The organism is Bradyrhizobium sp. (genome assembly GCF_004799405.1).
Classification (GTDB): Bacteria; Pseudomonadota; Alphaproteobacteria; order Rhizobiales; family Xanthobacteraceae; genus Bradyrhizobium.
In genome coordinates, this window is sequence record NZ_SSMW01000064.1 from 1 (window position 1) to 26,572 (window position 26,572).

Sequence of the window (26,572 nt, forward strand, 5' to 3'; positions counted from 1 at the left end):
CTGCCCTGCCAGGCTGCGGGCGCATTGGGCGCCCGGCATTCCCTGCGCCCTCTGATCGGAGGGTAAGGAATTTTTCAGCAAAACTCGGACGCATCGCGCCGCGAGAATGCGGAATTGCGCTCAACTGTCATCGTCCGCGAAAGCGGGCGATCCAGTATTCCAGAGACGTCAGGAATTAACCGATAGGCCGCGGCATACTGGATACCCCGCTTTCGCGGAGTATGACAGCTTCGTTTGGAGCAGCAGCGTACATCACTCACGACGTCGCGCGCATAGGGGGGACGCCGATGGAGGCGTCGGGTGCGGACCTGACCCCTCGCAAAATCATGGGCCGACCCGGGTGCCCTACTTGCGGTGCCGCCCTCGTTGCTCGTACCCTGCCTCATGATCGCCGGACCAACCGGCTCGCGAATCCCTCGAAAACGAACCGTTTCAATGGAGGAACTGCATGACACCCCCGGTGAGTTCTCCCGCAATCAAGGTCGTCAAATCGGTCCGCGAACAGGTCAGCGCCGAGGAGTGGCAGACCCGCGTCGATCTCGCGGCCTGCTACCGCCTGACCGCGATGTACGGCATGACCGAGATGATCGCCAACCACATCTCGTGCCGGGTGCCTGGGACGCATGACCACTTCCTGATCAATCCCTACGGCATGCTCTACGAGGAAATCGATGCTTCGTGCCTGATCAAAGTCGATCTCGACGGCAACACGCTTTTCAACGCCTCGGATTATGGCGTCAACGCCGCCGGCTTTGTCATTCACAGCGCCATTCACATGGCCCGCCACGACGTCGACTGTGTCGCGCATACCCATACGCCGGCCGGCATGGCCGTCTCCGCGATGGAGTGCGGATTGCTGCCGCTGGCGCAGACATCGATGCGGTTTCTTCACATCGGCTATCATGACTTCGAAGGCATCGCCGACGACGTCGGCGAACGCGAACGGCTGGTGCGCGACCTCGGCAATCACGAAGCCATGATCCTGCGCAATCACGGACTGCTGGTGGTCGGACGAACCATTCCTGCGACCTTCAACCTCCTGTATCGCATGGAACGCGCCTGCGAAGTGCAGGTGATGGCGCTGTCCTGCAACACCAAGCTGGTCTATCCGCCGCAGGACGTGCTGGAAAAGACCTTCGACAAGGTGAAGCCGCGTCCAAATCTGCCCAACCGCAACGGCGAGCTGGCGTGGCCGGCGTTGCTGCGCAAGCTCGACCGCGTCGACACCTCGTACCGGAATTGATCTCGCGGCACTGCCGGCGAGGCAAGATCTGGAAACGTCGTGCGTGTCCGGCGCCCGGACGGCGCCGATCAGCGGAGTTGAGATAGTGCCCTATCCGAAGCACGTACTGCCCACCACCGTGGTCGGAAGCTACCCGCAACCCGACTGGCTGGTGGACCGCGAAATGCTGTCCAAGTCGGTTCCGCGCACCCGCATGATGCAGATGTGGCGAATTCCGGAACAATATCTCGAGCAGGCCCAGGACGACGCGACCATCGTCGCGATCCGCGACATGGAGCGCGCCGGAATCGATATCGTGACCGACGGCGAGATCAGGCGGGAAAGCTACTCCAACCGTTTCGCCACCGCCCTGGAAGGCATCGACAGCAAGAATCCAGCCATCATTGCCGCGCGATCGGGCCCGACGCCGGTGCCGCGCGTGGTCGGGAAAATCCGCCGCAGCGGCCCGGTCGAGCTCAGGGACATGGAATTCCTCCGCCGTAACACCGGCCATGCCGCCAAGATCACCCTGCCCGGCCCCTTCACCATGAGCCAGCAGGCCAAGAACGAATTCTACAAGGACGACGAAGAGCTGGCGATGGCGCTGGCGGCCACGGTCAACGCCGAGGCGCTGGACTTGCAGAAAGCCGGCGCCGACGTGATCCAGCTTGACGAACCCTGGGTGCGCAACGATCCGGCCGCCGCCAAGCGCTACGCCGTGAAGGCGATCAACCGCGCGCTGCAGGGCATCACGGTGCCGACGGTGGTGCACATCTGTTTCGGCTATGCCGCCGTCGTGCCTGGCGACATCAAGCCGTCGGGTTACTCTTTTCTGGCGGAACTGGCCGATTCCACCGCCGAGCAAATCTCGATCGAGGCCGCGCAGCCCAAGCTCGATCTCGGCGTGCTGGCGGATTTGTCACCGAAGAAAATCATGCTGGGCGTGATCGATCTCGGCGACCCCGAAATCGAGACCGCCGAGGTGATCGCGGGCCGCATCCGCCGTGGCCTCAAATATGTCTCGGCGGACCGGCTGATTCCGGCGCCGGATTGCGGCATGAAATACATGCCGCGCCATATCGCCTTCGGTAAGCTCAAGGCGATGAGCGACGCCGCGGCGATGGTGCGCAGGGAAATCAGTTGACCTGTCGGTCAGGCCGTTGCCGCCGCGGGGATTTCGCGGGCGATCATATCGGGTCCGGCGCGGGTGCCGGTCTGCCAGACCGCGGCGCGACGTTCCACGAACTTGATCATGGCGTTGAACGCAATCGCCATCGCCAGCACCAGGAGGACGCCGGCGAAGACGTGCTGGCTGTCGAGGATGGTCCGGTAGCGCGAGATCAGATAGCCGATCCCCGCCGACGAGATCAGCATCTCGGAGACCACCACGCCGACGATCACCAGCGCCCCCCCGACCCTCAGCCCCGACAGCACGGTCGGAATCGCGGCCGGAATCACCACCCGTGTCACGCGCTGGCTCAGCGTCGCTCCCATGCTGCGCGCCGCCAGCAGCAGTTGGGGATCGATGGTCTGGATGCCGGCCGATGTCGCCAGCATGGTCGGCAGGAAGCCGTACATGCCGGCAAACGCGATCTTGGATTCCGAACCGATCCCGAGCCACACCGTGAACACCGGATAGAGGATCACCAGCGGGACGGCGTAGAGACTGGACACCATCGGCATGATCAGCAGGCGCGGCCGCGGCAGGCTGCCGACGACGGCGCCGGCGAGAATGCCACCGCCGCAGGCGATCACCATGCCGATGGCAACCTCGTACAGCGTCACGACCAGTGCATGGCCGTATTCGCCGGCCTGATTCCAGCCGGCCAGTAAGGTCGAGGACAGTGACGGCAGGAACAATTCGGGGATGACGCCGATACGCGGCAGCACTTCCCACAGCACGATCAGGGAAATCACGATCAGGCGGCGTAGCATGGTCGATGACATCATGCCCTCATGCCGACTTGCGGATGTGGCGCCAGATACGGTCGCGCAGGCTTCCGAACGCATCGCCGCTCAGCATCTCGAACGTGCGCGGGCGCGGCAGTGCCACCTCGAGCCGGTCGACGATGCGGCCGGGACGCGCCGACATCACGATCACTTCGTCGGCGAGATAGACCGCCTCGGTCAGGCTATGGGTCACGAACACGATGGTCTTGCCGGTCGCGGCCCAGATCCGCAGCAGCTCGTCGCCCATGGTCATGCGCGTCTGCTCGTCGAGCGCTGCGAACGGCTCGTCCATCAACAGCACCGGAGGGTCCTGGACCAGACCGCGCGCTATCGAGACCCGTTGTTTCATGCCGCCGGACAGTTCATGCGGATGACGCTTGCCGAAGCCATCGAGGCCGACCAGCTGCAGCGCCTCCTCCGCCTTGGCGCGGCGCTCCTGTTTCGAGACACCCCGCAGCGTCAGCGGGAATTCGACGTTCTCTTCCGCGGTCAACCATGGAAACAGGCTCGGCTCCTGAAACACCACGCCGACCCGATCCGGATCGGGAACCTCGATCGGCGCGCCATTGATCGAAATCGCGCCCGAGGTCTGGTGCCGCAGGCCGGCCATCATCATCAACAGCGACGACTTTCCGCAGCCGCTGGGGCCGACCAGCACGGCAAAGCGCCCCGGTTTGACCTCGATCGACACGTCCGACACCGCCACAACATCCTGGCCGGAGGTCTTGTAGACGAGGCCGACGCCGCCGAGCTGCACCGCGCCCGCGCGCGCGGCCGGCTTGATCGGGGTTATGTTCGCCAATGGCTGCATCTCGTTTCCACCCATCTAACGAGTTCGTTAAAGGAGACGGCGATGATGGCGACCATCAGAACCCCGGCCAACAGCTGGCGCATCATGAAATTCTCGCCCCAGTTGGCGATCAGATGTCCCATCCCCTCGCGCGAGGCATACATCTCGGCCAGCATCACGCCGGTGAGGTTGAAGATCATCGAGATCCGCAACGCTTCCAGCAGCACCGGCAGCATGCTCGGCAGATAAACCCGCCACACGGTCTGCGCCGGCGTCGCGCCATAGGATCTCGCAACCATCAGGTTTTCGGGCTTGACCGATTCAACCGCGGTGGTGGTCGACATGATCACGATGAAGATGGTCGAGAAAAACCCGAACCCGACCTTCTGCGCAAAGCCGACGCCGAACACCAGGATGAACATCGGCAGGAAAATCGACTTCGGGATGCTGAAGGCAAAGAACAGCAGCGGCTTTGCCACTTCGGCAAAGTATCGGCTCTCGGCGATCAACAGCCCGACCAGCGCACCGAAGGGCACCGCGATGACGAACGCGGTCAGCACCTCGGCGCCGGTGACCAGGATATCGGAGCGCACGCCGGGCCGTCCCAGCAGGTCGGCCAACGTGACGATGGTGTCGCTGGCGGAAGGCAACAGCCGCGGATTGATCATCCCCGTCCGCGACAGCAGCTCCCAGACCGCGAATACCATCGCCACGATGACGAAGCGGGTTGCCTTGACTGCCAGTGAACTCTTCATACTCCCTCAGGGTTTGGTCGGCACCGGCTTGAACTCGGTCGAGGTGATCTCGCTTCCGGGCGCGAGATCCTTCATGCCGCCAAGCTTGGCCATCTGCAGCGAGAGATCCATCGCCGCCGGCACGTTGGGGGCAGCCATGTTGCCATCGGTCTCGAGCTTCAGGATGGTATTTTCGTATTCCGCCGCGGCAATGTCGGCCGGCATTTCATACAGTTCGGCGATCAGCTTGATCGCCGCTTCCCGGTTGTTGCGCATGTACATCAGGCCGCCATACAGGGCATTGAGGGTCTTCTGCACCATCGCCGGCTTTTCCTGGATGTACTTGTCGGTCGCGATCCACACCGAAGTGAGATTGGGCGGCACCGCCGCCGCGTAATCCAGGATGGTGCGAGCCTCGCCGGATTTCGCGATCTGGAAACTGAGCGGCGAATAGACCACCGCCGCATCGACGTTGCCGGCCAGAAGATTCGGCACCAGCCCGCCGCCGCCGACGGGCACACGGGTGAAGTCGATCTTCTTCTCTTGGATGGTCCACAGCGCCAGCAGGTCCGAGCCGGAGCCGGCGGAGGTGATGGCGACTTTCTTGCCGTTCAGATCCTTGACGTCGAGCGGGGAGGTTTTTAGCACCATCAATTGCCAGCCGAAATTGCCCATCGCGCCATTGGCGACCGCTTTCGACATCACGCCCTTTTTCCTGCCCGCGGCCGGAAGCGCCGGCGCGTCGAGGATGACATCGGCAGCGCCCGCGGCCATCGCCTCGAAGGTCTCGGCGCCGCCGCGATAGATGGTGAGCTCGGCGGTAATGCCTTCCTTCTCGAACAGTTTTTGCGACTTCGCAGCCTCCGCCACCGTGGTCGGCCAGTAGGTCTTGGTCGGCAACCCGATCCGGACCGTTTCGGCCTGTGAAACGGCCGGCATCACAATCGACGCTGTCGCGATCAGTGTCGCCAGGACGGTGCGGCGGGTGATGGTCATCATTTACGTTCCCCCTCTTTATTTGACGCTGGATGGAGTCTTGAGGCTCCCTCAGGCCGGTTTACTCTACCATATTATGCTGCTGCCAGCGCAACAGATACGCCTGCAATCGCCAGATCAGGGCCGACAGCGCAACCCCCACCAGCATCAGTACGATCACCGCAACCATCATTCCCGAAGCTTCGGCGCGGGCCTCCGATTCGATGATCAATCGTCCGATGCCGCGTTCCGCGCCGATGAATTCGCCGACGATGACGCCGATCAGCGCAAAGGAAATCGCCGGCGAAAGCGAGGCGAATACCCAGGCCATGGTCGAGGGAATCACGACCGTGCGGGTGATCTGCCATTCGCTGGCGCCGAGTAGTCGCGCGACATTGACGAAACCTTCGTCGATCGAGCGCGCGCCCTCGAAGGTGTTGAAGAACACCAGGAACACCACCACGATCCACGACGTGACGACTTTCGACATGTCGCCGATCCCGAACGCCAGCACGATGATCGGCGCCAGTGCGATCCTCGGAATGGAATTCACCGCGGTGATGAAGGGCTGAAAGATCGCGCTGAGGCGATCCGAGCGCCCGAGCACCAATCCTGCCGCGAAGCCGCTGGAAACGCCGGCCAGGAACCCGAAGAACGTGTTCTTCAGCGTGACCGCGGTCGCGATCCAGAGATTGTTTTCGGTGCGCGCCATGCACCTGGCAAAATCTCCGTTGAACCAGCCGTTGAACGCGCCAAGCTTGGACTTGAAACAACCCAGGATCAGAAATTGCCCGAAGATCTCGGAAGGCTTCGACACGAAATAAGGGTCGAGCAGATCAGGCACCAGCCACGGAAAGCTGCCATGCAAGCCATATCCCCACTGCCAGATCGAGAGCACGGCGACGCAGATCAGCACCTGCCAGGCCAGCGTGCTGACGGGTCGCCGCATTCTCATGCGCTGCGTCCCTTGATGAATTCCTCGCCGAGCGAGTGCCAGATATGCTGGAACAGTTCGGCATAACGGGGTGTCTCACGCACCTTCACCGCGTCGCGCGGCCGCGCAAAGTCGACCGCGAAGACATCCTTGATCATGCCGGGGCGCGCCGAAAGCAGGATGATGCGGTCGGCCAATGTCAGGGCCTCGCCGAGATCGTGGGTGACGAACAGAACCGTTTGCTGCTCGCGTTCCCAAATTCGAAGCAGGACGTCATGCATGTCGATCTTGGTATGGGTGTCGAGCGCGCCGAACGGTTCGTCCATCAAGAGGACCTGGGGTTCGACCACCAGTGTCCGCATCAAGGCGGCGCGCTGGCGCATGCCGCCCGACAGCGTCGACGGATAGGCCTCTTCGAAGCCCTGCAGCCCGGCCTGCGCCACGCAGGCCCTCATGCGGTCCTTCTGCTCCCGGGCCGGGACGCCCGAGAGCTGCAAGCCATATCCGATATTGCCGGCAACCGTGCGCCAGGGAAATAACGTATCGCGCTGAAAAACATAACCGACGTCCGGGGTCGCCTTGCCGGGAATGACCGGCCTGCCGTCGATCAGGATCTGGCCGCTGCTTGGCTTGATCAGCGTCGCGATCATGTTGAGGATGGTGCTCTTGCCAGAGCCGGACGGTCCCAGCAGCGCGACGAACTCGCCGCGCCGCACACTGAACGAAACATCGCGTACCGCCTCGATGGCGGTGCCCGCCAGCTGGAAAGATTTGCTCAATCCCCTGACAGCGATACGCTGCAGATCCGCCGGCCTATCCTGCGGCGCTGCGGACATGTCCTGCATCATCAAGCCGGATACGCCTTTCGCGCCGCGTCGATGAATGCAGGGCTGACGACTTCGGCAATAGTGAGCGGCTTGATGCCGGTCATTTCCCTGAACCAGACTTTTTCGCCGCGCGCAAAACCCGCCGCGTCGATCGAAGCGTCATAGTCGACCACTTTCTGCAACGCCGTGATTTCCTGGATGTTGGCGTTGCGCGACGTGCTGCCGACATAGGGCTCGATCATCTCGTAGATCTGGTCGGGCGAATGCACCTTGATCCACTGGGTGGCTCGCCACAAAGCGGTGACGTAGGCCTGCATCTTGGCAGGGTCCTTGTCGATGGTCGACTGCACGGTAAAATGCGAGGTGACCGGAACCTTGCCGCCGATATATTTGTTCCAGATCGTCTCGTCCGTGCCATCGAACAACAGGGCGCCCCAGCCCTGATCCACCGAGTCATTCAACAGCGACAGCGAACTCACGAGCACATCGACCTGCCTGGTTTTCAGCGAACCCAGCATGGTGTCGACATTGCCGGTTCCAATCCAGGTGACCTTGTCGTCCAGTCCCATCTTTTCCATGTAGTAGGACGCCCACACATGATTGGTACCGCCAAGCGACGACACCGAGACGATCGGCTTGCGCCCGTCGGGCCGCTTCCATTCCGTCAGCGCCTCCAGCGTGGTGATGCCCTGGTCCTTCAGATCCTTGCGGATAATGAACATCACCGAACTGGAGCGGGTATCGACCGGCGCCAGCACGCGCCCGGCGCGGCCGTGATTGCTCAGCTGCATCGGATGGGTGATATCGCCGATGCCGATATCGGCCTGTGATGAGGCGATGATCTCGCGCGTCTTGACGCCGCTGCCGCCCTGAATCAGTTTGCAGTCGAGCCCGGCTTCCCTAAAGAAGCCGGCTCGATCGGCCACGAAATGCGTCTGATAGACCGGCACCGCCACCGGATAGACCTCGCGGCCCTCCTTGGCATCGGCGGCCCATACCCGTCCTGCTGCCAGTGAAGCGCCCCCGGCGACGATCGTCAGCGCCGAACGTCGTGTAAAATGCTGTGCCATCACGCGGGCTCCTTCTGCTTGCTGGCGGTTTGCTCCAGGGCGCTCAGCACTGCATCGCCCATTTGCTGGGTTGAAAGTTTCGTGGCACCGGGTTCGGCAATGTCGGCGGTTCGCGCGCCGGATGCCAGGGCCGCGGCCACCGCTTTTTCGAGCAGGTCCGCGTCGTCGGGCCTGTCGAGCGTCATGCGCAGCATCATGGCGACGCTGAGAATGGAGCCGAGCGGATTGGCGATGCCCTTGCCCGCGATGTCAGGCGCACTGCCGTGGACCGGTTCATACAGCGCCTTGCGGCGGCCGAACTTGTCGACCGGACCGAGCGAGGCCGACGGCAGCATGCCGAGCGAGCCCGACGCCATCGCCGCGCAATCGGAAAGAATGTCGCCGAAGATATTTCCGGTCACCATCACGTCGAACTGCGCCGGATCCCGCACGATCTGCATGGCGGCGTTATCGACATAGAGATGAGTGAGTTCGACATCGGAAAATTCCGCGGCATGGAGCGCGATGACTTCCTCGCGCCACAAAACGCTGGTCTCCAGCACATTGGCCTTGTCCACCGAGCAGACCCGGCCCTTCCGGGTGCGCGCCAGTTCGAAGGCCGTCCGCGCCACGCGGCGGACCTGGTTGGTGGTGTATTGCTCGGTGTTGAATCCGCGGCGCTGTCCGTCGGCCAGCGTCTCAATACCGCGCGGTTCGCCGAAATAGATGCCGCTGGTGAGTTCGCGGATGATGACGAAGTCGACGCCCTTGAGTACGCGGGCCTTGAGCGGCGCCGACTCGGACAAAGCCGGATCGGCAACGATCGGCCTCAGGTTGGCATAGAGGTCGTACTTGCTGCGCAGCGACAGCAGGCTTCCCGCCTTGCGCGCCGCCGCAGGAACTTCAGTCGTCTCCGGCCCCCCGGTGGCGCCCCACAGGATGGCGTCGGCTTCGTCCATCGCCTCGGCAGTATCCGGCGGCAGCACCTTGCCGGTCGCCCGATAGGGGATCAGGCCGAATTGCGCCTCGCGCAATGTCATCGGAACGTTTCGCTTGGCGGCGAACCAGTTCAGCACCCGGTGCGACTGCGCCGTCACTTCCGGGCCGATGCCTTCGCCGCCGACCACGGCAACCTTGATCATGTTAGACAAACTGTTCATGCCTGTTTCCCTGCAAAGTGGATCCATGGCCGCTCGGCGCGGTCGGCGGCCTGGAAGGCCCGGATTTCGTCGTCGCGCCGCAACGTCATCAGGATCTCATCGAGACCTTCGAGCAGGCCGGCGCGGCGGCGCGGATCGATTTCAAAACGGACCTGCTTTCCCGAAGGCGAGGTGATCGTCTGCGCCTCGAGATCGATGCCAATGCGTCCCGCGCCTTGGGTGTGCTCGACCTCCGCGGCGAGGCCATCGACAATGTCCTTGTCGACGACGATGGGGAGGATTCCGTTCTGGAAGCAGTTGGCGAAGAAAATATCGCCGAATCCCGAACCGATGATGGCGCGGATGCCCAGTTCCTGCAGCGACCACACCGCACCTTCGCGCGAAGAACCGCAGCCGAAATTCGGGCCGGTGACGAGGATTTCCGCCTGTCGATACGGCTCGCGGTTCAGGATGAATTCCGGATTTTCCGAGCCGTCCGGCAGATAGCGCAGCGAGCCGAAGGCCCATTTGCCGAGCGTTCCACGCACGGAGTTGCCGACCAGGCGCTCGATACGGATGACGACATCGGTATCGATGTTGCTGCGCATGATGGGCGCCGCAATCGCCGTCAACTTGTTGAAGGGTTTCGGCATCTATCGCTCCATGGTCCGCACGTCGGCGATCGCGCCCGCTATTGCGGCGGCTACCGCCATCGCCGGACTCGCCAGATGGGTGCGGGCGCGCGGACCCTGGCGGCCGATGAAATTCCGGTTGGAGGTCGAGACCGAGCGCTGGCCGGGTGCTACGGTCTCGCCATTGGCGGCAAGGCACATCGAGCATCCGGGCTCACGCCATTCGAAGCCGGCATCGATAAAGAGCTTATCGAGCCCTTCGGCGACCGCTTCCCGCTTGACGGTCTCCGATCCCGGCACGACCCAGGCGCGCACGCCGGGTGCAACCTTGCGGCCGCGCGCGATTTCCGCGGCGGCGCGCAGATCGCTCAACCGGCTGTTGGTGCAAGAACCGATGAAAACCCAGTCGATGGGTGTCCCGGCGATCGGCGCTCCGGGCTTGAGGCCCATATAGTCGAGCGCGGTCTCGATCGCCGCGCGGCGCGCCGGATCGGCAATCGCCTGCGGATCGGGGATGCGACCGTCAACCCCGACCACGTGTTCGGGACTGGTGCCCCAGGTCACCTGTGGCGTGATGGCTTCGACATCAATGACGACTTCGCGGTCGAACACGGCATCGGCTTCGCTGGGCAGTTGCCGCCACGCCTCGACCGCCTGCCGCCACATCTCGCCTCGCGGCGCGTACCGCCGTCCCCGGATGTAGTCGTAGGTTTTCTCGTCCGGTGCGATCAGGCCCATCTTGGCGCCGAGTTCGATCGACAGATTGCAGATGGTGAGCCGCCCCTCGATCGGCATGTCGCGGATCGCGCTGCCGGCATATTCGACGGCATAGCCGGTGCCGCCGGCAGCGCCGACATGGCCGATCAGCGCCAGGATAAGGTCCTTGGCGGTCACGCCCGACGACAGCTTGCCCTCGAATTTCACACACATGGTTTTGGGCCGGCGCTGGATCAGAGCTTGCGTCGCCAGCACATGCGTCAACTCGCTCGACCCGATGCCGAAAGCCAGCGCCCCCAACCCGCCATGGGTGCAGGTATGGCTGTCGCCGCACACGATCAGGCAACCGGGAAGGCTGAGGCCTAATTCGGGCCCGATGACATGGACGATGCCCTGGCCGGGCTCGTCGATATCGAACATCTGAATGCCGCTGGCCGTGGTTTCGACCCGCAGCGCCGCCAGCAGTTCCTGCCCGATCTTGATGGTGCCGACGCGTCCGTGCGCCGTCGAGATCGCATGGTCAGGGGTGGCGAACGTCAGTTCCGGATTATGGACCGGGAGATTGCGGCCCTTGAGGTCGATCAGACCGCGTGAACCGCCGAGATCGTGCAGCAAATGACGATCGACATGGAGCAGATCGGTATCATCGCTGATATGGGCGATGACATGCTGGTCCCAGATTTTGGCCAGCAGCGTGCGGCCGCGCTTTTCCAACAGCATATCCTCCCTTTTGGCGTCTTTCGTCGGCGGCGTTCGACGCTGTCAGCCGTTTCGCACGGCTTGCTCTTCCTTAAGCCCAGGCTTTATGCCCAAATCTCCATGCCCAAGTCTCCTCACTATCAAAGCATGGCAGGCCACCGTTCGGCTAGGGCCGGTGCCCAAAGATGACCGCCAAACAGCTCCGGATCGGAACAAAATCGTGCGACTTTTCATCAGGCTGATGGCCTTGTTGCTGCTGTTTCATGCAGCAGCCCTCCGCGCCCAGACGATTTGGGATATGCCGACCGAGTATCCGCAAAGCGCGATGCCCGGGCTCGGCGTCACGACCTTCGCAAAACGCCTCGCCGAATTGAGCGCAGGAAAACTCCAGATCAAGCCGAGCTTCGAAGCCGCGAGCGGAATTCGATCGGCCGATATGCTCGCCGCCGTCGCCGAGGGACGGGTACAGGCCGGCGACGCGCTGGCCGGCGCGCTGGATGCCGAAGATGCGATCTTCGCCCTGCCGACGTTGCCGTTTCTGGCGACTTCAACGGCCGATGCAAAACGGCTTGCCGAGCTGGCGCGGCCATACCTTGCCGCCGCGTTACAGAAGAAGGGGCAGCGGCTGCTCTATCTGACGCCATGGCCGCCCTCGGGCATCTGGTCAAAGGCGCCGTTGCAGATGCCGTCCGACCTGTCCGGCCTTTCAATTCGAACCTATGACCGGATATCGAGCGAGGTGTTTGCCGGCGTCGGCGCCAAAGCCACATCGATCAGCTTTGCGGATACCATGCCGAAGCTTGCCGACGGCAGTATCAACGCGGTCTTGTCGTCGGGGGACGGTGGCGCCGGCCGCGGGCTTTGGAAATTCCTGCCCTATTTCACCGAAATTACCTATTCGCTGCCGCTCTCGGTGGCGAGCCTCAATCAGGCAACCTATGACAGCCTGACACCTGATCTGCGCGAAGCCGTCGATGCCGCCGGCCGCCAAACCGAGACTGAATTGTGGCTCGCTTTGTCGACCCGGCTGCAGGAGAATTATCGGCGCATGCGCGCAAATGGCGTCACCATCGATTCCAATCCCGCGCCGGCCATCGTCGCCGCGTTCCAGCCGGGAGCAGCAGCCGCGCAACGCGCCTGGTGCACAAGAGCCGGACCGATCTGCCCGCAAATCCTTGACGCCTTCAAGGCGGCGAAACCGTAACATCTTCCACGCTCAAGGTCGGCTTCGCGGTCGTTGCAAGCGCCCTTGACTCCCCCATCATCCGGTTGATGGTATCGGCGATATTAACGCCGCCACCGTCACGATCGGCGAACCCGGGAGAGCCACCATGGCGAAGGTATCGAGAGTACGCAGCGTCGACATCCTCGCCTGCGACGCCGGCTGGCGGAACTACCATTTCGTCAAGATCACCACCGACGACGGCATCGTTGGCTGGAGCGAATTCGACGAAGGCTTCGGCTCGCCCGGCGTTGGTGCGGTGATCCAGCGTCTGTCGGCGCGCGTGGTCGGACAAAATGCCCTGCAACATGAACGAATCTATGCCGAGCTCTTTTCAGCGACCCGCCCGGGAACCGGCGGCGTCATCGCCCAGGCGATTGGTGCGATCGAAAATGCCTTGCTCGACATCAAGGGCAAGGTGCTCGGTGTGCCCTGCTACGACCTGCTCGGCGGCAAAATCCGCGACCGCATTCGCGTCTACTGGTCGCATTGCGCGACCTGGCGCATCAACCATCCGGCCTGGTACAAGCCGCCGATCACCGATCTCGACGGCGTCAAGGCGATCGGACGCGAAGTCCGCGACAAGAAATTCACCGCGCTCAAGACCAACATCTTCACCTACGATGAAGGCAAACCGCAGGGCTGGCGGCCCGGCTTCGGCGTGCCGTTCGAACCGGAGATCAATGTCGACCGCCGGGTATTGCGCGATCTGCACATGCACCTCGAGGCGATCCGCGATGGCGCCGGACCCGATATCGACATCCTGCTCGACCTCAATTTCAACGCCAAGACCGAAGGTTATCTCAAGATCCTGCGCGAGATTGCCGATCTCGACATGTTCTGGATCGAGATCGACAGCTTCAGTCCCGAAGCATTGGGCTATATCAGGCGGCAAAGTCCGCACCCGATCTCGTCCTGCGAGACGCTGCTGGGTCTGCGCGAATTCCTGCCTTATTTCCGCGAACAGGCGATGGATGTTGCGATTATCGACACGCCGTGGAACGGGGTTTGGCAGTCGATGAAGATCGCCGCGTCCGCCGAGGCACACGAAGTCAACGTCGCGCCGCATAATTTCTACGGTCACCTCTGCACCATGATGAACGCTCACTTCAGCGCGGCGGTACCCAACCTGCGCATCATGGAAACCGACATCGACCGTCTGGAATGGGACCACGAGCTTTTCACCCATGTGCCCGAAATCAAGGACGGCTATCTCATCATGCCGGACCGTCCGGGCTGGGGCACCGAGCCCAATGAAGAAGCGCTTCGCGCTCATCCGCCAAAGGGCACCGGCGGACTGTTGAACTACGGCAGGAAAGCCTAGGCGACAAAGGATCGAGCGGCGTGCGGCGCAACCATGGCGCCGCAAGTAGGCCCAGATCGTGCCGCGGTCGAGCCCCGAGGTGGCCGTCCGGTCCCGTTCCTGTTTCGGGCGCCTACCGAGACCCTCGCCTTGGCGGCTGAGAGCCCTCATGCAAAAGGCCCCCGAAGGGGCCTTTTAACACCTACACCGCGTCTTTGGCTGCCTTGACCGGCCGTGCCCTGACGATTTTCCGGGCCGGTTTGGCCTTGAACGTCATCGCCTCTCCGGTGAACGGATTGGTGCCCTGCCGAGCCTTGGTAGCGGCCTTTTTGATGACGACGAACTTGGCAAAGCCGGGAACCAGGAACACGCCCGATTTCTTCAGCTCTTTATAGCCAACCGTCGCGAGCGTCTCCAACACGCCCTTTACATCCTTCTTTGCCACTTCAGCCTCAGTGGCGATCTTCTCAATCAGCTGCGACTTCGTCATCTGGACTGCCATTTGATCTCCTGTAAGTTGATTCGCGCTACGGACAGTATTGGGAATAGCGATGTCTGCAAACCTGTCTGACCCTTAACTGACAGGCTTTTCTGCAATCTCGGCCGATTTATGCCGTGTTTTATGCCGTATTTCCGGCGTCAATCGTCAATACGGCCCCGGTGACGTTGCGACCTCCGTCGCCGAGCAGGTATTCGACCATGCGCGCGACGTCGTCAGCCTCGGGCAACCGGCGCAGCGCGCTGCGGCCGGCGATTCGCTGACGCTGGTCTTCCGACAGGGTTTTGGTGAGTTCGGTATCCACAAAGCCCGGCGCAATCGCATTCACCGTGATTCCGGTCCGGCCCACCTCGCGCGCCAGCGATCGGGTGAAGCCTGTTGCCGCAGCCTTGGTCGCGCCATAGACGGACAGCCCGTTGTAACCGGTCGTTGCGATGATCGACGACATGTTAACGATGCGGCCGGCTCCGTCGGCCATCATGTGCCGCGCGACATATTTCGTAAGCACGATGGGCGAGGTGATGTTGAGGCGCACCAGGGCCTCGATCTCGGTGTTGTGCATGTTGGCGAGCAGCCCCTCGTTGCCGATCCCGGCATTGTTGACGAGGCCGTAGAGGGGACCGAATTCGTCGCGCAATCCTTTTACGAAGGCCGGGATCGCGCCGATCTCGCTGAGATCGAACGCTCTGAAATGAAGGCCGCCGGTGCCCTCCTCCTCGACTTCGCTGATGGCATCCTTCAACGCGTCGCTTTCGCGCCGTGCCACCGCGATCACCTTGTAGCCGGCCTTGGCAAGCCGTCGCGAAATGGCAAGACCAATACCGCGGCTGCCTCCGGTGACCAATACGTTATGCATCGTGGCGCGCCAGTTTGCCGGCCGCCGTCACATCGAGCGATGCGACGAACCTGATAATGGCAGGCACCTTGTGCGGCGCCAGCGACGCCTTGCAATCGGCCAGGATTTCGTTGCGGATCGCATCGCGCCCGTCTCCATCGCCATCGGCCAGGATAACGTCGGCAACGACAACGGCGCCGGTGATCGGACTGCGCCGCGATCTGGCGCGGGACATCCGTACCCCTGCGTGGCGGTTGATGACGGCTTCTATTTCTTCGGGGTGAACCTTGAGTCCGCCGACATTGATGATGCCGCCGCGCCGGCCGACGAAGTGATACCGGTCGCCGCGCAATTCGACCATGTCGCCGGTGTCGACGAAACCTTTGCTATCGGTCAGCGCCGCGGCGCGTCGGCCGACATAGGCTCGCGCCGTTCGCGCCGAACGGATCCGGAGCGATCCGTCCTCGACTTTCATTTCGACGCCGTCGCGGCTGTGGCCGACCATGTCAGCGGGAAAGCCTTCGAGGCCATCGTTCACGGCAAAGCCGACACCTGCTTCGGTCGAAGCATAGGCATGACCGATCGAGGCCTTGGGAAAAGCCCGGCTCAAGCCGTCAAGCACCGCCTGGTCGGCGATCTCGCCCGACAAACGAACGTAACGCGGAGAGAATCCCGGGGCCGAGCCGCTCATCAGTAACCTACGCCAATGCGACGGCGTGCCCGACATATGGGTAACGCCGCGCGCAAGAAGGCGCGCAACATGATCGGCGATCGGCTCACCCGGCTCGGACAACACCATCGAGCCGCCGCCGACGACGGCGCGCAAGAATATCTGAAGGCCGCCGTAGCGCCTGATGTCATAGAAGGTCGCCCAAATCGCAGCGGCATCGCGTGCCGGCCCCTCCGCCACGATGGCGCCGGTCAATCCCTCAAGCGTGTGACTGACGATCTTGGGCACGCCCGATGTGCCGGACGTCAGCATCAGCCATTCCGTCGCCCGTTCGGTCCGGGCTTTCGCTGCCGCAGGCGCGGGCCGCCCGGCCGTCACGACCAGACCAATCCCGGCATCCGCCCACCGCTCCGGATGATCGGTCACCACGGCATCGATAGCAGCCTCTTCCATCAGGGTTCGCATGTGATCGGCGTCGATATCGGGCGGAGACAACAACATTCGACGCGCGACGCCATCGATCTCCGTCATCGCGATCCCTGATGTCAGTTGATCCACGACCGCAAGCAGCACCGACCGCGCCGAGAGTTCACCCAGACGACCTCCAAGACAGGTCTGCTCTGGAATGTCGGTCAGCGACACAATCTGGCGCGCATCCGAGATCGTGCGGCCAGCCAGGCCTGGACCAAGATAATCGCGCAACGCGAAGGGTTCACGCGGGGACATTTTCATAGGCCCCGATGAAGTCGCCTATCGTGAGAGGAAACGCCGCGTTCTCCGACATCGTAAACGGATCGACACCGAGATCGTCCTCAAGCCGCGCCACCAGAATGGCGAAGCCCAGCGAATCGAAACCCGTCTCGTGCAGGGACAGATCATCCTCGAGCGGCGGCAGGGTGACCTGCTGTTCCCTGGCAATCTGCTGTATCGCCGAAATAATCCTTAACCTTACCGACGCCATGGATTTTTCCGCCTCTTTTTCATTAAAAATTGTGAGCTCGCATGATAGAGCGCAAATGTGAAAAAACCCGGCCGTTCCGGTATCTTTTGCACCCGTTGGTAAACATGATGCTTGCCGTCAAGCCCCGAATTCGCGAAATATCGGAACGCGACATCGACGCGGTCGCTGACTTGCTGACCCGAGGCTTCGTGCACCTTCCCCGCGAATACTGGATGCGCGGCCTGCAACGCCAGACCACGCGCGCGCTGCCACCGGACACGCAGCGCTATGGCTACCTGCTCGAAAATGAAGGCGTGCCGGTCGGCTGCCTGCTCTTGATCTACTCGACCAAGAGCATCGACGGCGAAACCGCGATCTGCTGCAACGTATCGAGCTGGTATGTCGATCCGGCATTCCGGAACTACGCGTCGCTGTTTGCGTCGATGACCCAGAGGCGCAAGGATGTCGTCTATATCAATGTCACGCCGGCGCATCCGACCTGGCCGATCCTGGAAGCGCAGGGCTTCGTGCCTTACTGTCGCGGCCTCTATTTTTCGGTGCCGGCGTTGTCGCGAAGCGGACGCGGAATGACGATCGAGGCGGTGGCAGCGGATACCTCATCCGTTGCGGGTTTGACGCCTGCGGACCTCGACATGCTGAAGCGCCATGCGGAGCATGGCTGTCTCAGCCTGGTGTGCCACACCGATGACGAGGCGCTTCCCTTTGTTTTTTTCCACCTGCGAAAGCGCCGCGGCGTCATTCCCGTGCCCGCTCTGCAGCTTGGCTATTGCCGCAGCATTCCCGATTATGGTCGTTGCGCCGGCGCGATCGGACGCTATCTGCTCCGGCGGGGAAAGCCGATCGTCATCGTCGATGCGAACGGACCGATGGCGGAACTACCCGGCATCTACAGCGAGACGCACGGCCGCAAGTACTTCAGGGGTCCGCATCGGCCTCGCCTGGGCGACCTGACCGATACGGAACTCGCGATTTACGGCATGTGAGCAAACGCTCACAGCCTGATCGAGCCATCCACGATGCGCGCGTAGGCGTCACTATCGAGCGTACGATAAGCGTCACCATCGTGGAAAAACAACGCCTCCCTGACGAGGCGGGGATCGAATCCCTCGCGAACCAGCTCCTGCTTCTTTTGCTTGAAGGTTTCGGTGACATCGAGCGCCGCGCAAATGCGGACGAAAACCGGTAGGGCATAGGCCGGCAGCCGGCCCGCGAGACCGGACTGGAATTCCACAAGGTCAAAGCCGTCGTCGACCACGACCGCAACCATTCCCGCGCGGCCGTCGGCACCCGGAATTTTCACGCCATAGGTCGTTGCGTCGACGACGCCTCGGCAATCCAAAATGGTCTGATTGACTTCGGAGGTCGAAACATTTTCGCCTTTCCAGCGAAACGTGTCGCCGACGCGATCGACGAAATGAAAATAGCCGCCTTCATCGCGCATCATAAGATCGCCGGTGCGGAACCAGGCATCGCCGGGCGCAAGCACGCCGCGCAGGATTTTCTTTTCAGTTTCGCCGGCGTCGGTATAGCCCTCGAAGCGGCCGCCGCCGTCGCCGGCATTCCCGATCCGGCCAATCGCTTCACCGGTTTCGCCGCTGATGCAGGGAATGCAAAGACCGTCCGCGGTCCTAACGGGCGCGCCGAGTTCGGCGTCGAGACGAATGATCGCCGCCGGAAAGCGATGCGCCAACAGCGGCGGAATCCGGCCGATCGCACCGGGCTTGCCCTCGACGTTGAAAAGCGAGAAATTGCCTTCGGTCGCGGCATAGAATTCCAGTATTCGCGGAATGGCAAAACGCGCCTGAAACGCCTCCCAGACATCGCCGCGCAGACCATTGCCGCAGGCAAGCCGAAGCCGGTGTCTGGTTTCGAATTCGGACTTTGGGGCCTTCAGAAGATATCGGCAAAGCTCGCCGATGTACTGGAACAGCGTGCAATCCCAACGCACGACATCGCGCCAGAAATGGCTTGCCGAGAATTTGTCTGCCAGCACTACCGATGCCCCCGCGTGCAGCATGCTGCAGGGCGCGACGATGCCGCCGACGCTGTGATAGACTGGCAGGCAATCGTACAGCCGGTCTTCGGGTGAAGCATCCGTCAGTCCGGCGAACCAGCCGCCCCAGTTCAGGATGCGCCGGTGGCTGACGCTGGCTGCCTTTGGCAGGCCGGTGGTGCCCGAGGTATAGATCAGCAGCGCGCGACCGTCGATGGTGACCCCGCGCCGCTCGACTGGCGACAGCGGACTTGCATCCATCTCGTCCAGGACGGCGTCGATACTGGCCTGGTTCGTGTTGTTGCCGTGGATCCAGATTTTCGGCGCGCGGTTCAGATACGGCGCTGCGGTTTCGAATATATCCACGAGATCGGCAGCGAGGATGATGTGATCGGCAGCGGCAACGTTGATGCAGTGGGCCAGCGACGGCCCGACCAGCCTGGTGTTGATCAGCGCGACAACGCCACCGACCTTGGTGATACCGAGCCACGCCGCGATGTATTCCGGTCGGCTCGGCATCAAAAGGCAAACAACGTCGCCTTTTTTGATTCCTGCCGACAGCGACCAGCGGGCGTAACGGTTTATCCGGTCCGCCAGAACGCGATAACTGAACGTCTCGGTTTCCGATATCAGGCTGGCACGGTGCGGTTCTCGCTCCGACCACTGCTCGACAATATCGGCAAACAGCCGGCTCGGGTCGGCCTCGATGCGGGACGTGAGTTCAATCGCTTTCAGCCAGCTTTTGGCCGCGGATGGTTTGCCCCGCTGCCGGTCGCCGATCGATTGGTCAATGACATCCGTGCTCATGGCTGAATACTTGTCGATCCCGCGGCAATGTATACCGCGCCGCGTTCGATCAGGGGTTAATCAGGGAGGTTGTTAACCGGCACGGTTAAGGCAGCGTTGCCTGGTCTTTTGATCTTTCACGAAGGCGCCGCGCTGCCGTGCGCCACAGCTCGCGCGCGATCGACGGCACTTGGATGGAACGGCGGTACCGGAACTTTACCAAGATGACGGGAACAGCGTGCGGTGCACCTGAATTCCTGCGATACCCGCCTCATCAAATGTGAGAGGCCACAGTGATCAGCAAAAGAGCTTTCCTTCACTCGGCGGCAAGCATCGCAACGGTGTTGCTCGGCGCCGGATGGATCGCTGCAGCTCACGCCGATTCTTATCCCACTCATCCGGTCCGATGGATCGTCCCCTACACCGCGGGCGGCGCGACCGACGTGCTCTCACGGTTGATCTGCCAGCGCCTGTCGGAACGGCTCGGCCAACCGTTCGTCGTTGAAAACAAGCCGGGCGCCGGCAGCAATATCGGCACCCAGACCGTCATCAACTCGCCGCCGGACGGATATACCTTGCTGCTGACCAGCACCGCCAACGCCATCAACGCATCGTTCGATCCATCGCTTCCCTATAACTTTGCGAAAGACATCGCGCCGGTCGCGGGCGTTGCCCGCATCCCGCTGGTGCTGGTAGTCAACAACGACCTTCCCGTCCACAACGTCGCGGAGTTCATCGCCTACGCCAAGGCCAATCCCGGCAAACTCAGCATCGCCTCGTCTGGCATAGGGACGTCACTTCATCTGTCCGGCGAATTGTTCAAGGCCATGGCGGGTGTTGACTTCACCCACGTGCCCTATCGCGGATCGGCGCCGGGCCTGACCGATGTGATGTCCGGACAGATCCAGGGCATGTTCGACAACGTCACGTCCTCGTTCGAGTTTGTGCGGACCGGAAAGTTGCGCGCGCTCGGGGTCACGACGCACGAGCGGTCGGAAACCATGCCCGACGTGCCGCCGATCAGCGATACGCTGCCGGGATATGAAACCAGTTCATTCTACGGCGTCGGCGCGCCCCGCGACACGCCGAAGGAAATCATCGATCTCCTCAACAAGGAAATCAACGCCGCCCTCGCCGATCCTGTCATCAAGCAGCGGATCGGCGAACTCGGCGCCATCCCGATTTCCGGCAATGCCACGCAATTCGGCGCGATGCTGGTTACTGAAACCGACCGCTGGCGCAAAGTCGTGGAAATGTCCGGTCACAAATAGCGCTGCACCAACGGACATCTTTCGAGATTGCGGCGGCTATCCCGACGGGCGCTGCCATAGGGTGATCCAGGTCATCCGGCGTTTCCCTCCCGGCGTCTTGCTTCCTGATATATGTCCGATATACGCTTGGGATCAGCCGAGATTTTCGCCGGCGGGCAATCAGCCGACATTTGCGAGACGTGATTTGAAGCCGAAACCGCCGCCAAAACGCCGGGCGCGTGCCACCGAGGTTGACGATGGCACGCTCACCGATCGCGCCTATCGCGAGCTCGAAGAGATGATCGTCACGCTGCAATTGTCGCCGGGAACGATTTTGTCCGAGCAGACCCTTGCGGTACGGCTGAAGATCGGACGGACGCCGATACGGGAAGCGCTGCAACGCCTTGCCCGGGACGGGCTCGTCGTGATCATGCCCCGGCGCGGCATCATGGTCTCGGAGATCAATCTGCGGCTTCAGCTTCGACTGCTCGAAGTGCGCCGCGAGCTGGAGCGCCTGATGGCGAGCCTGGCGGCTGAGCGCGCTACGCCCGAGGAACGCCAGGAATTCAGCGAACTGGCGGGCGCCATGCTCGCAACCGCCGCCAAGGCCGATGATATCGCCTTCATGCGGCTCGACCAGCGTTTCAACATCCTAGTGGCGACCGCGGCGCGAAACGAATTCGCCCGGCGTTCGATGGGACTGATGAACGCGCTGTCGCGCCGGTTCTGGTATCAGCATTATCAGGAAGTCGCGGACCTGCCGCTGGCCGCCAAGCTGCATGCTGCAGTTGCCGAGGCGATTGCGCAGAAAAAGGTCAAGTCCGCTGCGGCTGCATCGGACCGGTTGATCGACTATATCGAGGATTTCGCGCGCAAGACGCTCGATACCTGAACCACCTCAATCGAAGGTGATGACGCTGCGAATGGCTTCGCCGCGCTTCAAGGCGGCGAAGCCGTCATTGATGCCCTCAAGCGCGATGCGGCAGGTGATCAACTCATCAAGCAACAGCTCGCCATCGAGATAGGCCCGCGCCAGCAACGGAAAATCGCGGCGCGGTCGCGTATTGCCGTAGCTGACGCGGCGGATACGCTTTTCCTGCATCAGCGAACCCCAGCGAAACGACACATCGTTGTTGACGTCGATCTTGCCGAGCCAGATCACCTGGCCGCCGGGCCGCACGGCCTCGGTGGTGGCCCGAAACGCCGACGCGCTCCCTGCGGACTCGATCACGACATCGACGCCGCGGCCGCCGGTTTCACGTTTTGCGGCGGCGATCGCGTCACCGGTTCGCGCATCGATGCCGGAGGTCGCTCCCATCTTAGCGGCGAGAACCAATTTCGCAGGGTCGAGATCGACGGCGATGATCGCGCCTGCGCCCGCCAGCCGCGCGCCCTGCACCGCCGCCAGCCCGACCGCACCGCAACCGATCACCATGACGCTGTCGCCATGCGCGATGGCGCCGAGATTAAGCGCGGCCCCAACCCCGGTCATGACGCCGCAGCCGATCAGGCAGGCGCGATCAAACGGCATCTCCTTCGGAACGGGGATCGCCTGCTGGTCGGACACGATGCAATATTCGCCGAACGAACCCAGGAACATCAACTGCTGCACGTTACGGCCATCCGCTAGCGTGGTGCGCACCTCGCCATCGAACGGGACTGCCTTCGGCCCTTTGCCGAGATATTCTTCGCACAGGATCGGCGTATCGCGGTCGCAATAGAAGCAATGTCCGCAATGCGGATTCCACGACAGCACGACATGGTCGCCGGCCTTGACGCCGCGCGCGGCCGGTCCGACCTGTTCGACGATGCCGGCGGCCTCGTGCCCGAGCACAATCGGCATCGGGTAGCGCAGCGACCCCTCGATCACTTCCAGGTCGGTGTGGCACAGCCCCGCCGCGCGGATCCGCACCAGCACGTCGGTGGGTTTTAACGCCGCGGCGGTGACGGTTTCGATCGACAACGGCGTCTGCGCCGCATGCAGCACTGCGGCACGATATTGGAGCGACATTCAAGCCACCGCCTTGCCGGAAAGTGCTGCCAGCGCCTGGTCGAGATCGGCCGAGGTCATTTCCCACTCATTGCCGAAATTGGCGACGATCGCGCGCATCACCGGTTCGACCAGAGTCTTGGCTTTTTCCCGATCGCCGAGATGATCGACCAAGAGCGCCAGCGCAAGCTGGCGGGGCTCCGGCCCCTCGTAGCTCCATTCGAAGCCGTTTTTGGTGAACTCCATGACGTTGGTACAGGGATCAAGCGGCGCGCCATCGACCGTCACCTTGACGCCGTCGATAGTCCGGTCTCCCACATAACGTTTCATGCAGCACTCCTGTCTTCCGGGCGTTGACACTCTAAATCACAAAACGGCATCGATCTGGCCCGCGATCACGCGCATCACGGCGCGATCCCGGTAAGCTTCCGCCAATGGTCCTGAAAACATCACTTCGCCGCGTTCCAGTACATAGATTCGATCGACGTAATCGGGAATGTGATGCACGTTGGATTCGGCGATCAGAACGCCCTTGCCCATCGCGCGGATCGAGGCGACGCCTTCCGCAATCAGGGGAATGATGGCGGGCGACAGGCCCTCAAACGGCTCGTCGAGCAGCAACAGTTTCGGATCGAGGGTCAATGCCCTCGCGATCGACACCATCTTGCGTTCGCCACCGGATAGTTGCGCGCCACCCCGCGCCAGATACTGCCGCAATTTCGGAAACACGGTGTAGGCTTCCTCGATGCGGGTCGCGGCCGGACGGCCTGACGGCCGCGTCCAGGTCGAAAGCTCGATATTCTCGGCCACGGTCAAGTCGGCATAGACTTCGGATTCTTCCGGCGAGAAACCGATGCCGCGCTGCGCGATCTGCCAAGTCGGCAATTTCGCCAAATCGATTCCGTCAAAGCTGATGCTGCCAGACTGCGCGCGGCGATAGCCCATGATGCTCCTAAACGTCGTGGTCTTGCCGGCGCCGTTGCGCCCGACCAGACAGACCAGTTCACCCGCCGCAACCGACAGGCTGATGCCATTGAGAATATGGCTGCCCTCGATATCGACTTTGAGATTCGAAAGACTAAGCATCACGGCGTCCTCATCGTTTTCCGACGCGTTCCCACCACCGCCGAGATCATGGCAGGATCGGCAAAGAAGGCCTCCGGCGCCATGTCGGCCAGCACGCTGCCTTCCTGCAACGCAACGATCCGGTGCGAATAGCGCTCGACGAGATCCATGTCATGCTCGACCTGGACGATGGCGCGCACGCCGACGGCTTTCGCCGCCGTCACCAGCACCTCCATGATCGCATGCTTGTCGCCGGTCGAGACGCCGCTGGTCGGTTCATCGAGCAGGATCACGGTGGGATTGAGCGCGAAGGCGCTGGCGATATCGAGCAGTTTCTTTTCGCCCTGCGACAGGGTCGAGGCGACGATATCGAGCCTGGCGCGCAGGCCCAATACTTCCGCGACGCGCTCGGCTTCGGCCTGAAGAACGTCATCGCGCCTCAGCGAGCGAAACGGATTGGCAACGCGCCGCAGCCGGGACGCCACCGCGACCGCCAGCGTCTCGCGCACCGTCAGCGCGGGAAAGATGTTCACCAGTTGAAACGTGCGCGACATGCCGCGCCGCGCCAGTTCGACCGGTCCGACGCCGGCGATATCGCCGCCCAGGAACCTGACTTCCCCGCGTGTCGGCGTCAGAAGGCCGGTGACGACATTGACCAGCGTAGTTTTTCCGGCGCCATTGGGACCGACGATCGAGACGAATTCGCCGTCGCTGACCTGAAACGATACATCACGCAACGCCAGATAGACGCCGTAGGCTTTCGAAACACGGATCGTTTCGAACAGTGGCGTCGTTTCCAGAGCGGGTGCACGGTCAGGCTGCATGCGGCGGCCTCTCTTTGCGCCTGACGGCGAAAAGTTCGATTGCTCCCGACAGGCCCTGCGGCAGGAACACGACGAGCAGTACCAGCGTGCCGCCCATCACAAAGCGCCAGTATTGTGTTATCGACATCACGAAATCCTGCAGCACCACGAATGCCAGCGCGCCGACGGCGGGGCCGGCAAAACTGCCGCTGCCGCCAAGCACGGCCATGAACACCAGATTGCCGGAATGGGTCCAGTAAGCCAGTTCCGGATCTGCGAGTCCCGTCGTGACCGCGAGGATCACTCCACCGATGCCGCCATAGACCGCCGAGATCACAAAGGCCGCCAGCCGCATGCGAAAAATCTCGACCCCGACATAGGCGGCCTTGCCGGCATTCTCGCGTATCGCCCGCAAATGCAGGCCGAACGGCGATTGGGTGATACGCCACATCGCCAGTCCCAGCAGCGCGAACAGCGCCAGCGCATAGTAGTAAAACGGTCCGGTCAGAAATGCGGTCTTGCCGCCGCGCCATTCCATCCCGAGCAAGAGCGGCCGCAACACACGCATGCCCTGATCGCCGCCGGTGAGGCCGTAAAACTTGAACAGGAAGGAATGAAACAGCATGCCAAACGCCAGCGTCAGCATGCCAAAGAATATTCTGGTGTAGCGAACGCACAAAGCGCCGACCGCCAGCGCAATGACGCCGGACGCCAGTGCAGCCGTGACCAGCAGCAACTCAAAGCTCAGCACGCCGAGTTTCGAGGTCAGGACCGCCGCGGCATAGGCGCCGACGCCGAGAAACAGCGCGTGTCCGAACGACAACAGGCCGGTGGTTCCGAACAGCAGGTTGAAGCCCAGCAGCGCGATGCCATAGGCTATGAAAGGCAGCATTAGAAGCAGCGCATAGGGCGAAGCCACCAGCGGCAACAGCGCCATGATCGTCAGCAGCCCGAGCAGCACCCACAATCCGGTCGGCCGCGGCAGCGTGCGCTGCGCGGTCGCCGGAGTGGAAATGCCGATCGAGGTATGGCTCACGCGCTGGCCTTCCCAAACAAGCCCGTCGGCTTGAAAATAAGCACGACCACGACGACGAAGTACACCGACAGCATCTCCATCTCGGGCATCAGCGAGATCGCGGCCGCCCGCATCCAGCCGACGACCAGCGCACCGGCGAGCGCGCCGCGCATGCTGCCGAGCCCGCCGATCACCACCACGGCGAAGGCCTCCACTACAAGGTCCACCGCCATGTCGAGCGATGCCGCGCCCGATGGCACCACCAGCGCGCCACCGACCGTGCCCAGCATGCAGCCGATGGTAAAGACCAGCGCGAAGATCTTCGACGCATTGACGCCAAGGCTCTCCGCCATCTCGCGATTTTCGGCGGTGGCGCGCACGATGCGGCCGATTTTGGTTCGTTCGAGAAACAGGCCGAGGCCCAGCGCGATCGCAACGCTCGCCGCGATCACCAGCAGATTATAGGTCGGCACCTGAACACCGATGAAATGCGCCGTGCCATAAGCGAGATA

Annotated in this window: 28 protein-coding genes; 7 read left to right on the forward strand and 21 right to left on the reverse strand. The window is 62.4% G+C overall.

What is annotated here, in order from left to right; translation table 11 throughout:
- Window positions 1–448 precede the first annotated feature (448 nt).
- Window positions 449–1,243, forward strand: a complete 795-nt coding sequence (locus E7813_RS09880; protein WP_291573297.1) for a class II aldolase/adducin family protein — start codon at window positions 449–451, stop codon at window positions 1,241–1,243.
- 85 nt (window positions 1,244–1,328) lie between these two features.
- Window positions 1,329–2,366, forward strand: a complete 1,038-nt coding sequence (locus E7813_RS09885; protein WP_291573298.1) for a 5-methyltetrahydropteroyltriglutamate--homocysteine methyltransferase — start codon at window positions 1,329–1,331, stop codon at window positions 2,364–2,366.
- Window positions 2,367–2,374: 8 nt separating this feature from the next.
- On the opposite strand, the gene E7813_RS09890 is transcribed toward E7813_RS09885, so the two are convergent.
- From E7813_RS09890 to leuC, 10 genes are read right to left on the reverse strand one after another with little or no spacing between them, the layout of a single operon-like run.
- A complete protein-coding gene (locus E7813_RS09890; protein WP_291573300.1) occupies window positions 2,375–3,169 on the reverse strand; it encodes an ABC transporter permease in 795 nt (264 codons plus the stop codon).
- A 7-nt stretch (window positions 3,170–3,176) separates the two neighbouring features.
- On the reverse strand, window positions 3,177–3,983 hold the full coding sequence (locus tag E7813_RS09895) for an ABC transporter ATP-binding protein (protein WP_291573301.1): 807 nt from the start codon (window positions 3,981–3,983) through the stop codon (window positions 3,177–3,179).
- Window positions 3,962–4,717: an ABC transporter permease gene (locus E7813_RS09900; protein ID WP_291573302.1), complete on the reverse strand. Its 756-nt coding sequence runs from the start codon at window positions 4,715–4,717 to the stop codon at window positions 3,962–3,964. The genes E7813_RS09895 and E7813_RS09900 overlap by 22 nt, the downstream gene beginning before the upstream one ends.
- A gap of 6 nt (window positions 4,718–4,723) precedes the next feature.
- Window positions 4,724–5,695 carry an ABC transporter substrate-binding protein gene (locus tag E7813_RS09905; protein WP_291573304.1) on the reverse strand — a complete coding sequence of 324 codons (972 nt, stop codon included), beginning with the start codon at window positions 5,693–5,695 and terminating at the stop codon, window positions 4,724–4,726.
- A gap of 58 nt (window positions 5,696–5,753) precedes the next feature.
- The gene (locus E7813_RS09910) at window positions 5,754–6,626 is read right to left on the reverse strand and encodes an ABC transporter permease (protein WP_291573305.1); all 873 of its coding nucleotides are present in this window, start codon (window positions 6,624–6,626) and stop codon (window positions 5,754–5,756) included.
- Complete coding sequence (locus E7813_RS09915; RefSeq protein ID WP_291573307.1) at window positions 6,623–7,441, reverse strand: ABC transporter ATP-binding protein; 819 nt, start codon at window positions 7,439–7,441, stop codon at window positions 6,623–6,625. Before E7813_RS09915 ends, E7813_RS09910 begins: the two co-directional genes overlap by 4 nt.
- A gap of 11 nt (window positions 7,442–7,452) precedes the next feature.
- Window positions 7,453–8,502 carry an ABC transporter substrate-binding protein gene (locus E7813_RS09920; RefSeq protein ID WP_291573310.1) on the reverse strand — a complete coding sequence of 350 codons (1,050 nt, stop codon included), beginning with the start codon at window positions 8,500–8,502 and terminating at the stop codon, window positions 7,453–7,455.
- Window positions 8,502–9,641, reverse strand: coding sequence for a 3-isopropylmalate dehydrogenase (gene leuB, locus E7813_RS09925; RefSeq protein ID WP_291573312.1), 1,140 nt, complete (start codon window positions 9,639–9,641; stop codon window positions 8,502–8,504). The genes E7813_RS09920 and leuB overlap by 1 nt, the downstream gene beginning before the upstream one ends.
- Window positions 9,638–10,273: a 3-isopropylmalate dehydratase small subunit gene (gene leuD / locus E7813_RS09930; protein WP_291573314.1), complete on the reverse strand. Its 636-nt coding sequence runs from the start codon at window positions 10,271–10,273 to the stop codon at window positions 9,638–9,640. Before leuD ends, leuB begins: the two co-directional genes overlap by 4 nt.
- The gene (gene leuC / locus E7813_RS09935; protein WP_291573316.1) at window positions 10,274–11,683 is read right to left on the reverse strand and encodes a 3-isopropylmalate dehydratase large subunit; all 1,410 of its coding nucleotides are present in this window, start codon (window positions 11,681–11,683) and stop codon (window positions 10,274–10,276) included.
- A 205-nt stretch (window positions 11,684–11,888) separates the two neighbouring features.
- On the opposite strand from leuC, the gene E7813_RS09940 reads away from it, so the two are divergent.
- On the forward strand, window positions 11,889–12,872 hold the full coding sequence (locus E7813_RS09940) for a TRAP transporter substrate-binding protein (protein ID WP_291573318.1): 984 nt from the start codon (window positions 11,889–11,891) through the stop codon (window positions 12,870–12,872).
- A 127-nt stretch (window positions 12,873–12,999) separates the two neighbouring features.
- Window positions 13,000–14,214, forward strand: a complete 1,215-nt coding sequence (locus E7813_RS09945; protein WP_291573319.1) for a mandelate racemase/muconate lactonizing enzyme family protein — start codon at window positions 13,000–13,002, stop codon at window positions 14,212–14,214.
- Window positions 14,215–14,395: 181 nt separating this feature from the next.
- Here E7813_RS09945 and E7813_RS09950 read toward each other — a convergent pair whose 3' ends face one another.
- The 4 genes from E7813_RS09950 to E7813_RS09965 all read right to left on the reverse strand — a co-directional run bounded on the left by E7813_RS09950 (window position 14,396) and on the right by E7813_RS09965 (window position 17,158).
- Entirely contained in the window at window positions 14,396–14,695 is a 300-nt protein-coding gene (locus E7813_RS09950) for an HU family DNA-binding protein (RefSeq protein ID WP_291573321.1), read from the reverse strand.
- A 118-nt stretch (window positions 14,696–14,813) separates the two neighbouring features.
- Window positions 14,814–15,548 (reverse strand): SDR family NAD(P)-dependent oxidoreductase, encoded by a 735-nt coding sequence (locus E7813_RS09955; protein ID WP_291573323.1) that lies wholly within the window; start codon window positions 15,546–15,548, stop codon window positions 14,814–14,816.
- Window positions 15,541–16,923: a fatty acid--CoA ligase family protein gene (locus E7813_RS09960; RefSeq protein WP_291573324.1), complete on the reverse strand. Its 1,383-nt coding sequence runs from the start codon at window positions 16,921–16,923 to the stop codon at window positions 15,541–15,543. Before E7813_RS09960 ends, E7813_RS09955 begins: the two co-directional genes overlap by 8 nt.
- Complete coding sequence (locus E7813_RS09965; protein ID WP_291573326.1) at window positions 16,910–17,158, reverse strand: acyl carrier protein; 249 nt, start codon at window positions 17,156–17,158, stop codon at window positions 16,910–16,912. Before E7813_RS09965 ends, E7813_RS09960 begins: the two co-directional genes overlap by 14 nt.
- Window positions 17,159–17,265: 107 nt before the next feature.
- On the opposite strand from E7813_RS09965, the gene E7813_RS09970 reads away from it, so the two are divergent.
- The gene (locus E7813_RS09970) at window positions 17,266–18,141 is read left to right on the forward strand and encodes an acyl-CoA acyltransferase (protein ID WP_291573328.1); all 876 of its coding nucleotides are present in this window, start codon (window positions 17,266–17,268) and stop codon (window positions 18,139–18,141) included.
- Window positions 18,142–18,149: 8 nt separating this feature from the next.
- Here E7813_RS09970 and E7813_RS09975 read toward each other — a convergent pair whose 3' ends face one another.
- On the reverse strand, window positions 18,150–19,958 hold the full coding sequence (locus E7813_RS09975) for a long-chain-acyl-CoA synthetase (RefSeq protein WP_291573330.1): 1,809 nt from the start codon (window positions 19,956–19,958) through the stop codon (window positions 18,150–18,152).
- A 272-nt stretch (window positions 19,959–20,230) separates the two neighbouring features.
- On the opposite strand from E7813_RS09975, the gene E7813_RS09980 reads away from it, so the two are divergent.
- Both E7813_RS09980 and E7813_RS09985 read left to right on the forward strand, forming a co-directional pair.
- Entirely contained in the window at window positions 20,231–21,208 is a 978-nt protein-coding gene (locus E7813_RS09980) for a tripartite tricarboxylate transporter substrate binding protein (protein ID WP_291573332.1), read from the forward strand.
- Window positions 21,209–21,392: 184 nt separating this feature from the next.
- Window positions 21,393–22,079 carry a GntR family transcriptional regulator gene (locus E7813_RS09985; protein WP_291573334.1) on the forward strand — a complete coding sequence of 229 codons (687 nt, stop codon included), beginning with the start codon at window positions 21,393–21,395 and terminating at the stop codon, window positions 22,077–22,079.
- 6 nt (window positions 22,080–22,085) lie between these two features.
- Here the strand turns inward: E7813_RS09985 and E7813_RS09990 are convergent, their stop codons facing one another.
- The 6 genes from E7813_RS09990 to E7813_RS10015 all read right to left on the reverse strand — a co-directional run.
- A complete protein-coding gene (locus E7813_RS09990; RefSeq protein ID WP_291573336.1) occupies window positions 22,086–23,198 on the reverse strand; it encodes a Zn-dependent alcohol dehydrogenase in 1,113 nt (370 codons plus the stop codon).
- The gene (locus tag E7813_RS09995; RefSeq protein ID WP_291573338.1) at window positions 23,199–23,507 is read right to left on the reverse strand and encodes a DUF6166 domain-containing protein; all 309 of its coding nucleotides are present in this window, start codon (window positions 23,505–23,507) and stop codon (window positions 23,199–23,201) included. It lies immediately after the preceding gene.
- 36 nt (window positions 23,508–23,543) lie between these two features.
- Window positions 23,544–24,263 carry an ATP-binding cassette domain-containing protein gene (locus E7813_RS10000; RefSeq protein ID WP_291573340.1) on the reverse strand — a complete coding sequence of 240 codons (720 nt, stop codon included), beginning with the start codon at window positions 24,261–24,263 and terminating at the stop codon, window positions 23,544–23,546.
- Window positions 24,263–25,066, reverse strand: a complete 804-nt coding sequence (locus tag E7813_RS10005) for an ATP-binding cassette domain-containing protein (RefSeq protein ID WP_291573342.1) — start codon at window positions 25,064–25,066, stop codon at window positions 24,263–24,265. The genes E7813_RS10000 and E7813_RS10005 overlap by 1 nt, the downstream gene beginning before the upstream one ends.
- Window positions 25,056–26,081 (reverse strand): branched-chain amino acid ABC transporter permease, encoded by a 1,026-nt coding sequence (locus E7813_RS10010; RefSeq protein WP_291573344.1) that lies wholly within the window; start codon window positions 26,079–26,081, stop codon window positions 25,056–25,058. Before E7813_RS10010 ends, E7813_RS10005 begins: the two co-directional genes overlap by 11 nt.
- On the reverse strand, window positions 26,078–26,572 hold a 495-nt coding region (locus E7813_RS10015), incomplete at its 5' end, for a branched-chain amino acid ABC transporter permease (protein ID WP_291573346.1). The genes E7813_RS10010 and E7813_RS10015, both read right to left, overlap by 4 nt.

Bases quoted from the DNA above. Each gene is read 5' to 3' on its own strand.
- E7813_RS09945 (WP_291573319.1), top strand. From the start codon at position 13,000: ATGGCGAAGGTATCGAGAGTACGCAGCGTCGACATCCTCGCCTGCGAC.
- E7813_RS10000 (WP_291573340.1), bottom strand. From the start codon at position 24,263: ATGCTTAGTCTTTCGAATCTCAAAGTCGATATCGAGGGCAGCCATATT.
- E7813_RS09950 (WP_291573321.1), bottom strand. From the start codon at position 14,695: ATGGCAGTCCAGATGACGAAGTCGCAGCTGATTGAGAAGATCGCCACT.
- E7813_RS09960 (WP_291573324.1), bottom strand. From the start codon at position 16,923: ATGTCCCCGCGTGAACCCTTCGCGTTGCGCGATTATCTTGGTCCAGGC.
- E7813_RS09900 (WP_291573302.1), bottom strand. From the start codon at position 4,717: ATGAAGAGTTCACTGGCAGTCAAGGCAACCCGCTTCGTCATCGTGGCG.
- E7813_RS09910 (WP_291573305.1), bottom strand. From the start codon at position 6,626: ATGAGAATGCGGCGACCCGTCAGCACGCTGGCCTGGCAGGTGCTGATC.
- leuD (WP_291573314.1), bottom strand. From the start codon at position 10,273: ATGCCGAAACCCTTCAACAAGTTGACGGCGATTGCGGCGCCCATCATG.
- E7813_RS09920 (WP_291573310.1), bottom strand. From the start codon at position 8,502: ATGGCACAGCATTTTACACGACGTTCGGCGCTGACGATCGTCGCCGGG.
- E7813_RS09975 (WP_291573330.1), bottom strand. From the start codon at position 19,958: ATGAGCACGGATGTCATTGACCAATCGATCGGCGACCGGCAGCGGGGC.
- E7813_RS09905 (WP_291573304.1), bottom strand. From the start codon at position 5,695: ATGATGACCATCACCCGCCGCACCGTCCTGGCGACACTGATCGCGACA.
- E7813_RS09915 (WP_291573307.1), bottom strand. From the start codon at position 7,441: ATGTCCGCAGCGCCGCAGGATAGGCCGGCGGATCTGCAGCGTATCGCT.
- E7813_RS09890 (WP_291573300.1), bottom strand. From the start codon at position 3,169: ATGTCATCGACCATGCTACGCCGCCTGATCGTGATTTCCCTGATCGTG.
- E7813_RS09895 (WP_291573301.1), bottom strand. From the start codon at position 3,983: ATGCAGCCATTGGCGAACATAACCCCGATCAAGCCGGCCGCGCGCGCG.
- E7813_RS09880 (WP_291573297.1), top strand. From the start codon at position 449: ATGACACCCCCGGTGAGTTCTCCCGCAATCAAGGTCGTCAAATCGGTC.
- E7813_RS09990 (WP_291573336.1), bottom strand. From the start codon at position 23,198: ATGTCGCTCCAATATCGTGCCGCAGTGCTGCATGCGGCGCAGACGCCG.
- E7813_RS09965 (WP_291573326.1), bottom strand. From the start codon at position 17,158: ATGGCGTCGGTAAGGTTAAGGATTATTTCGGCGATACAGCAGATTGCC.
- E7813_RS09955 (WP_291573323.1), bottom strand. From the start codon at position 15,548: ATGCATAACGTATTGGTCACCGGAGGCAGCCGCGGTATTGGTCTTGCC.
- E7813_RS10005 (WP_291573342.1), bottom strand. From the start codon at position 25,066: ATGCAGCCTGACCGTGCACCCGCTCTGGAAACGACGCCACTGTTCGAA.
- leuB (WP_291573312.1), bottom strand. From the start codon at position 9,641: ATGAACAGTTTGTCTAACATGATCAAGGTTGCCGTGGTCGGCGGCGAA.
- E7813_RS09970 (WP_291573328.1), top strand. From the start codon at position 17,266: ATGCTTGCCGTCAAGCCCCGAATTCGCGAAATATCGGAACGCGACATC.
- E7813_RS09995 (WP_291573338.1), bottom strand. From the start codon at position 23,507: ATGAAACGTTATGTGGGAGACCGGACTATCGACGGCGTCAAGGTGACG.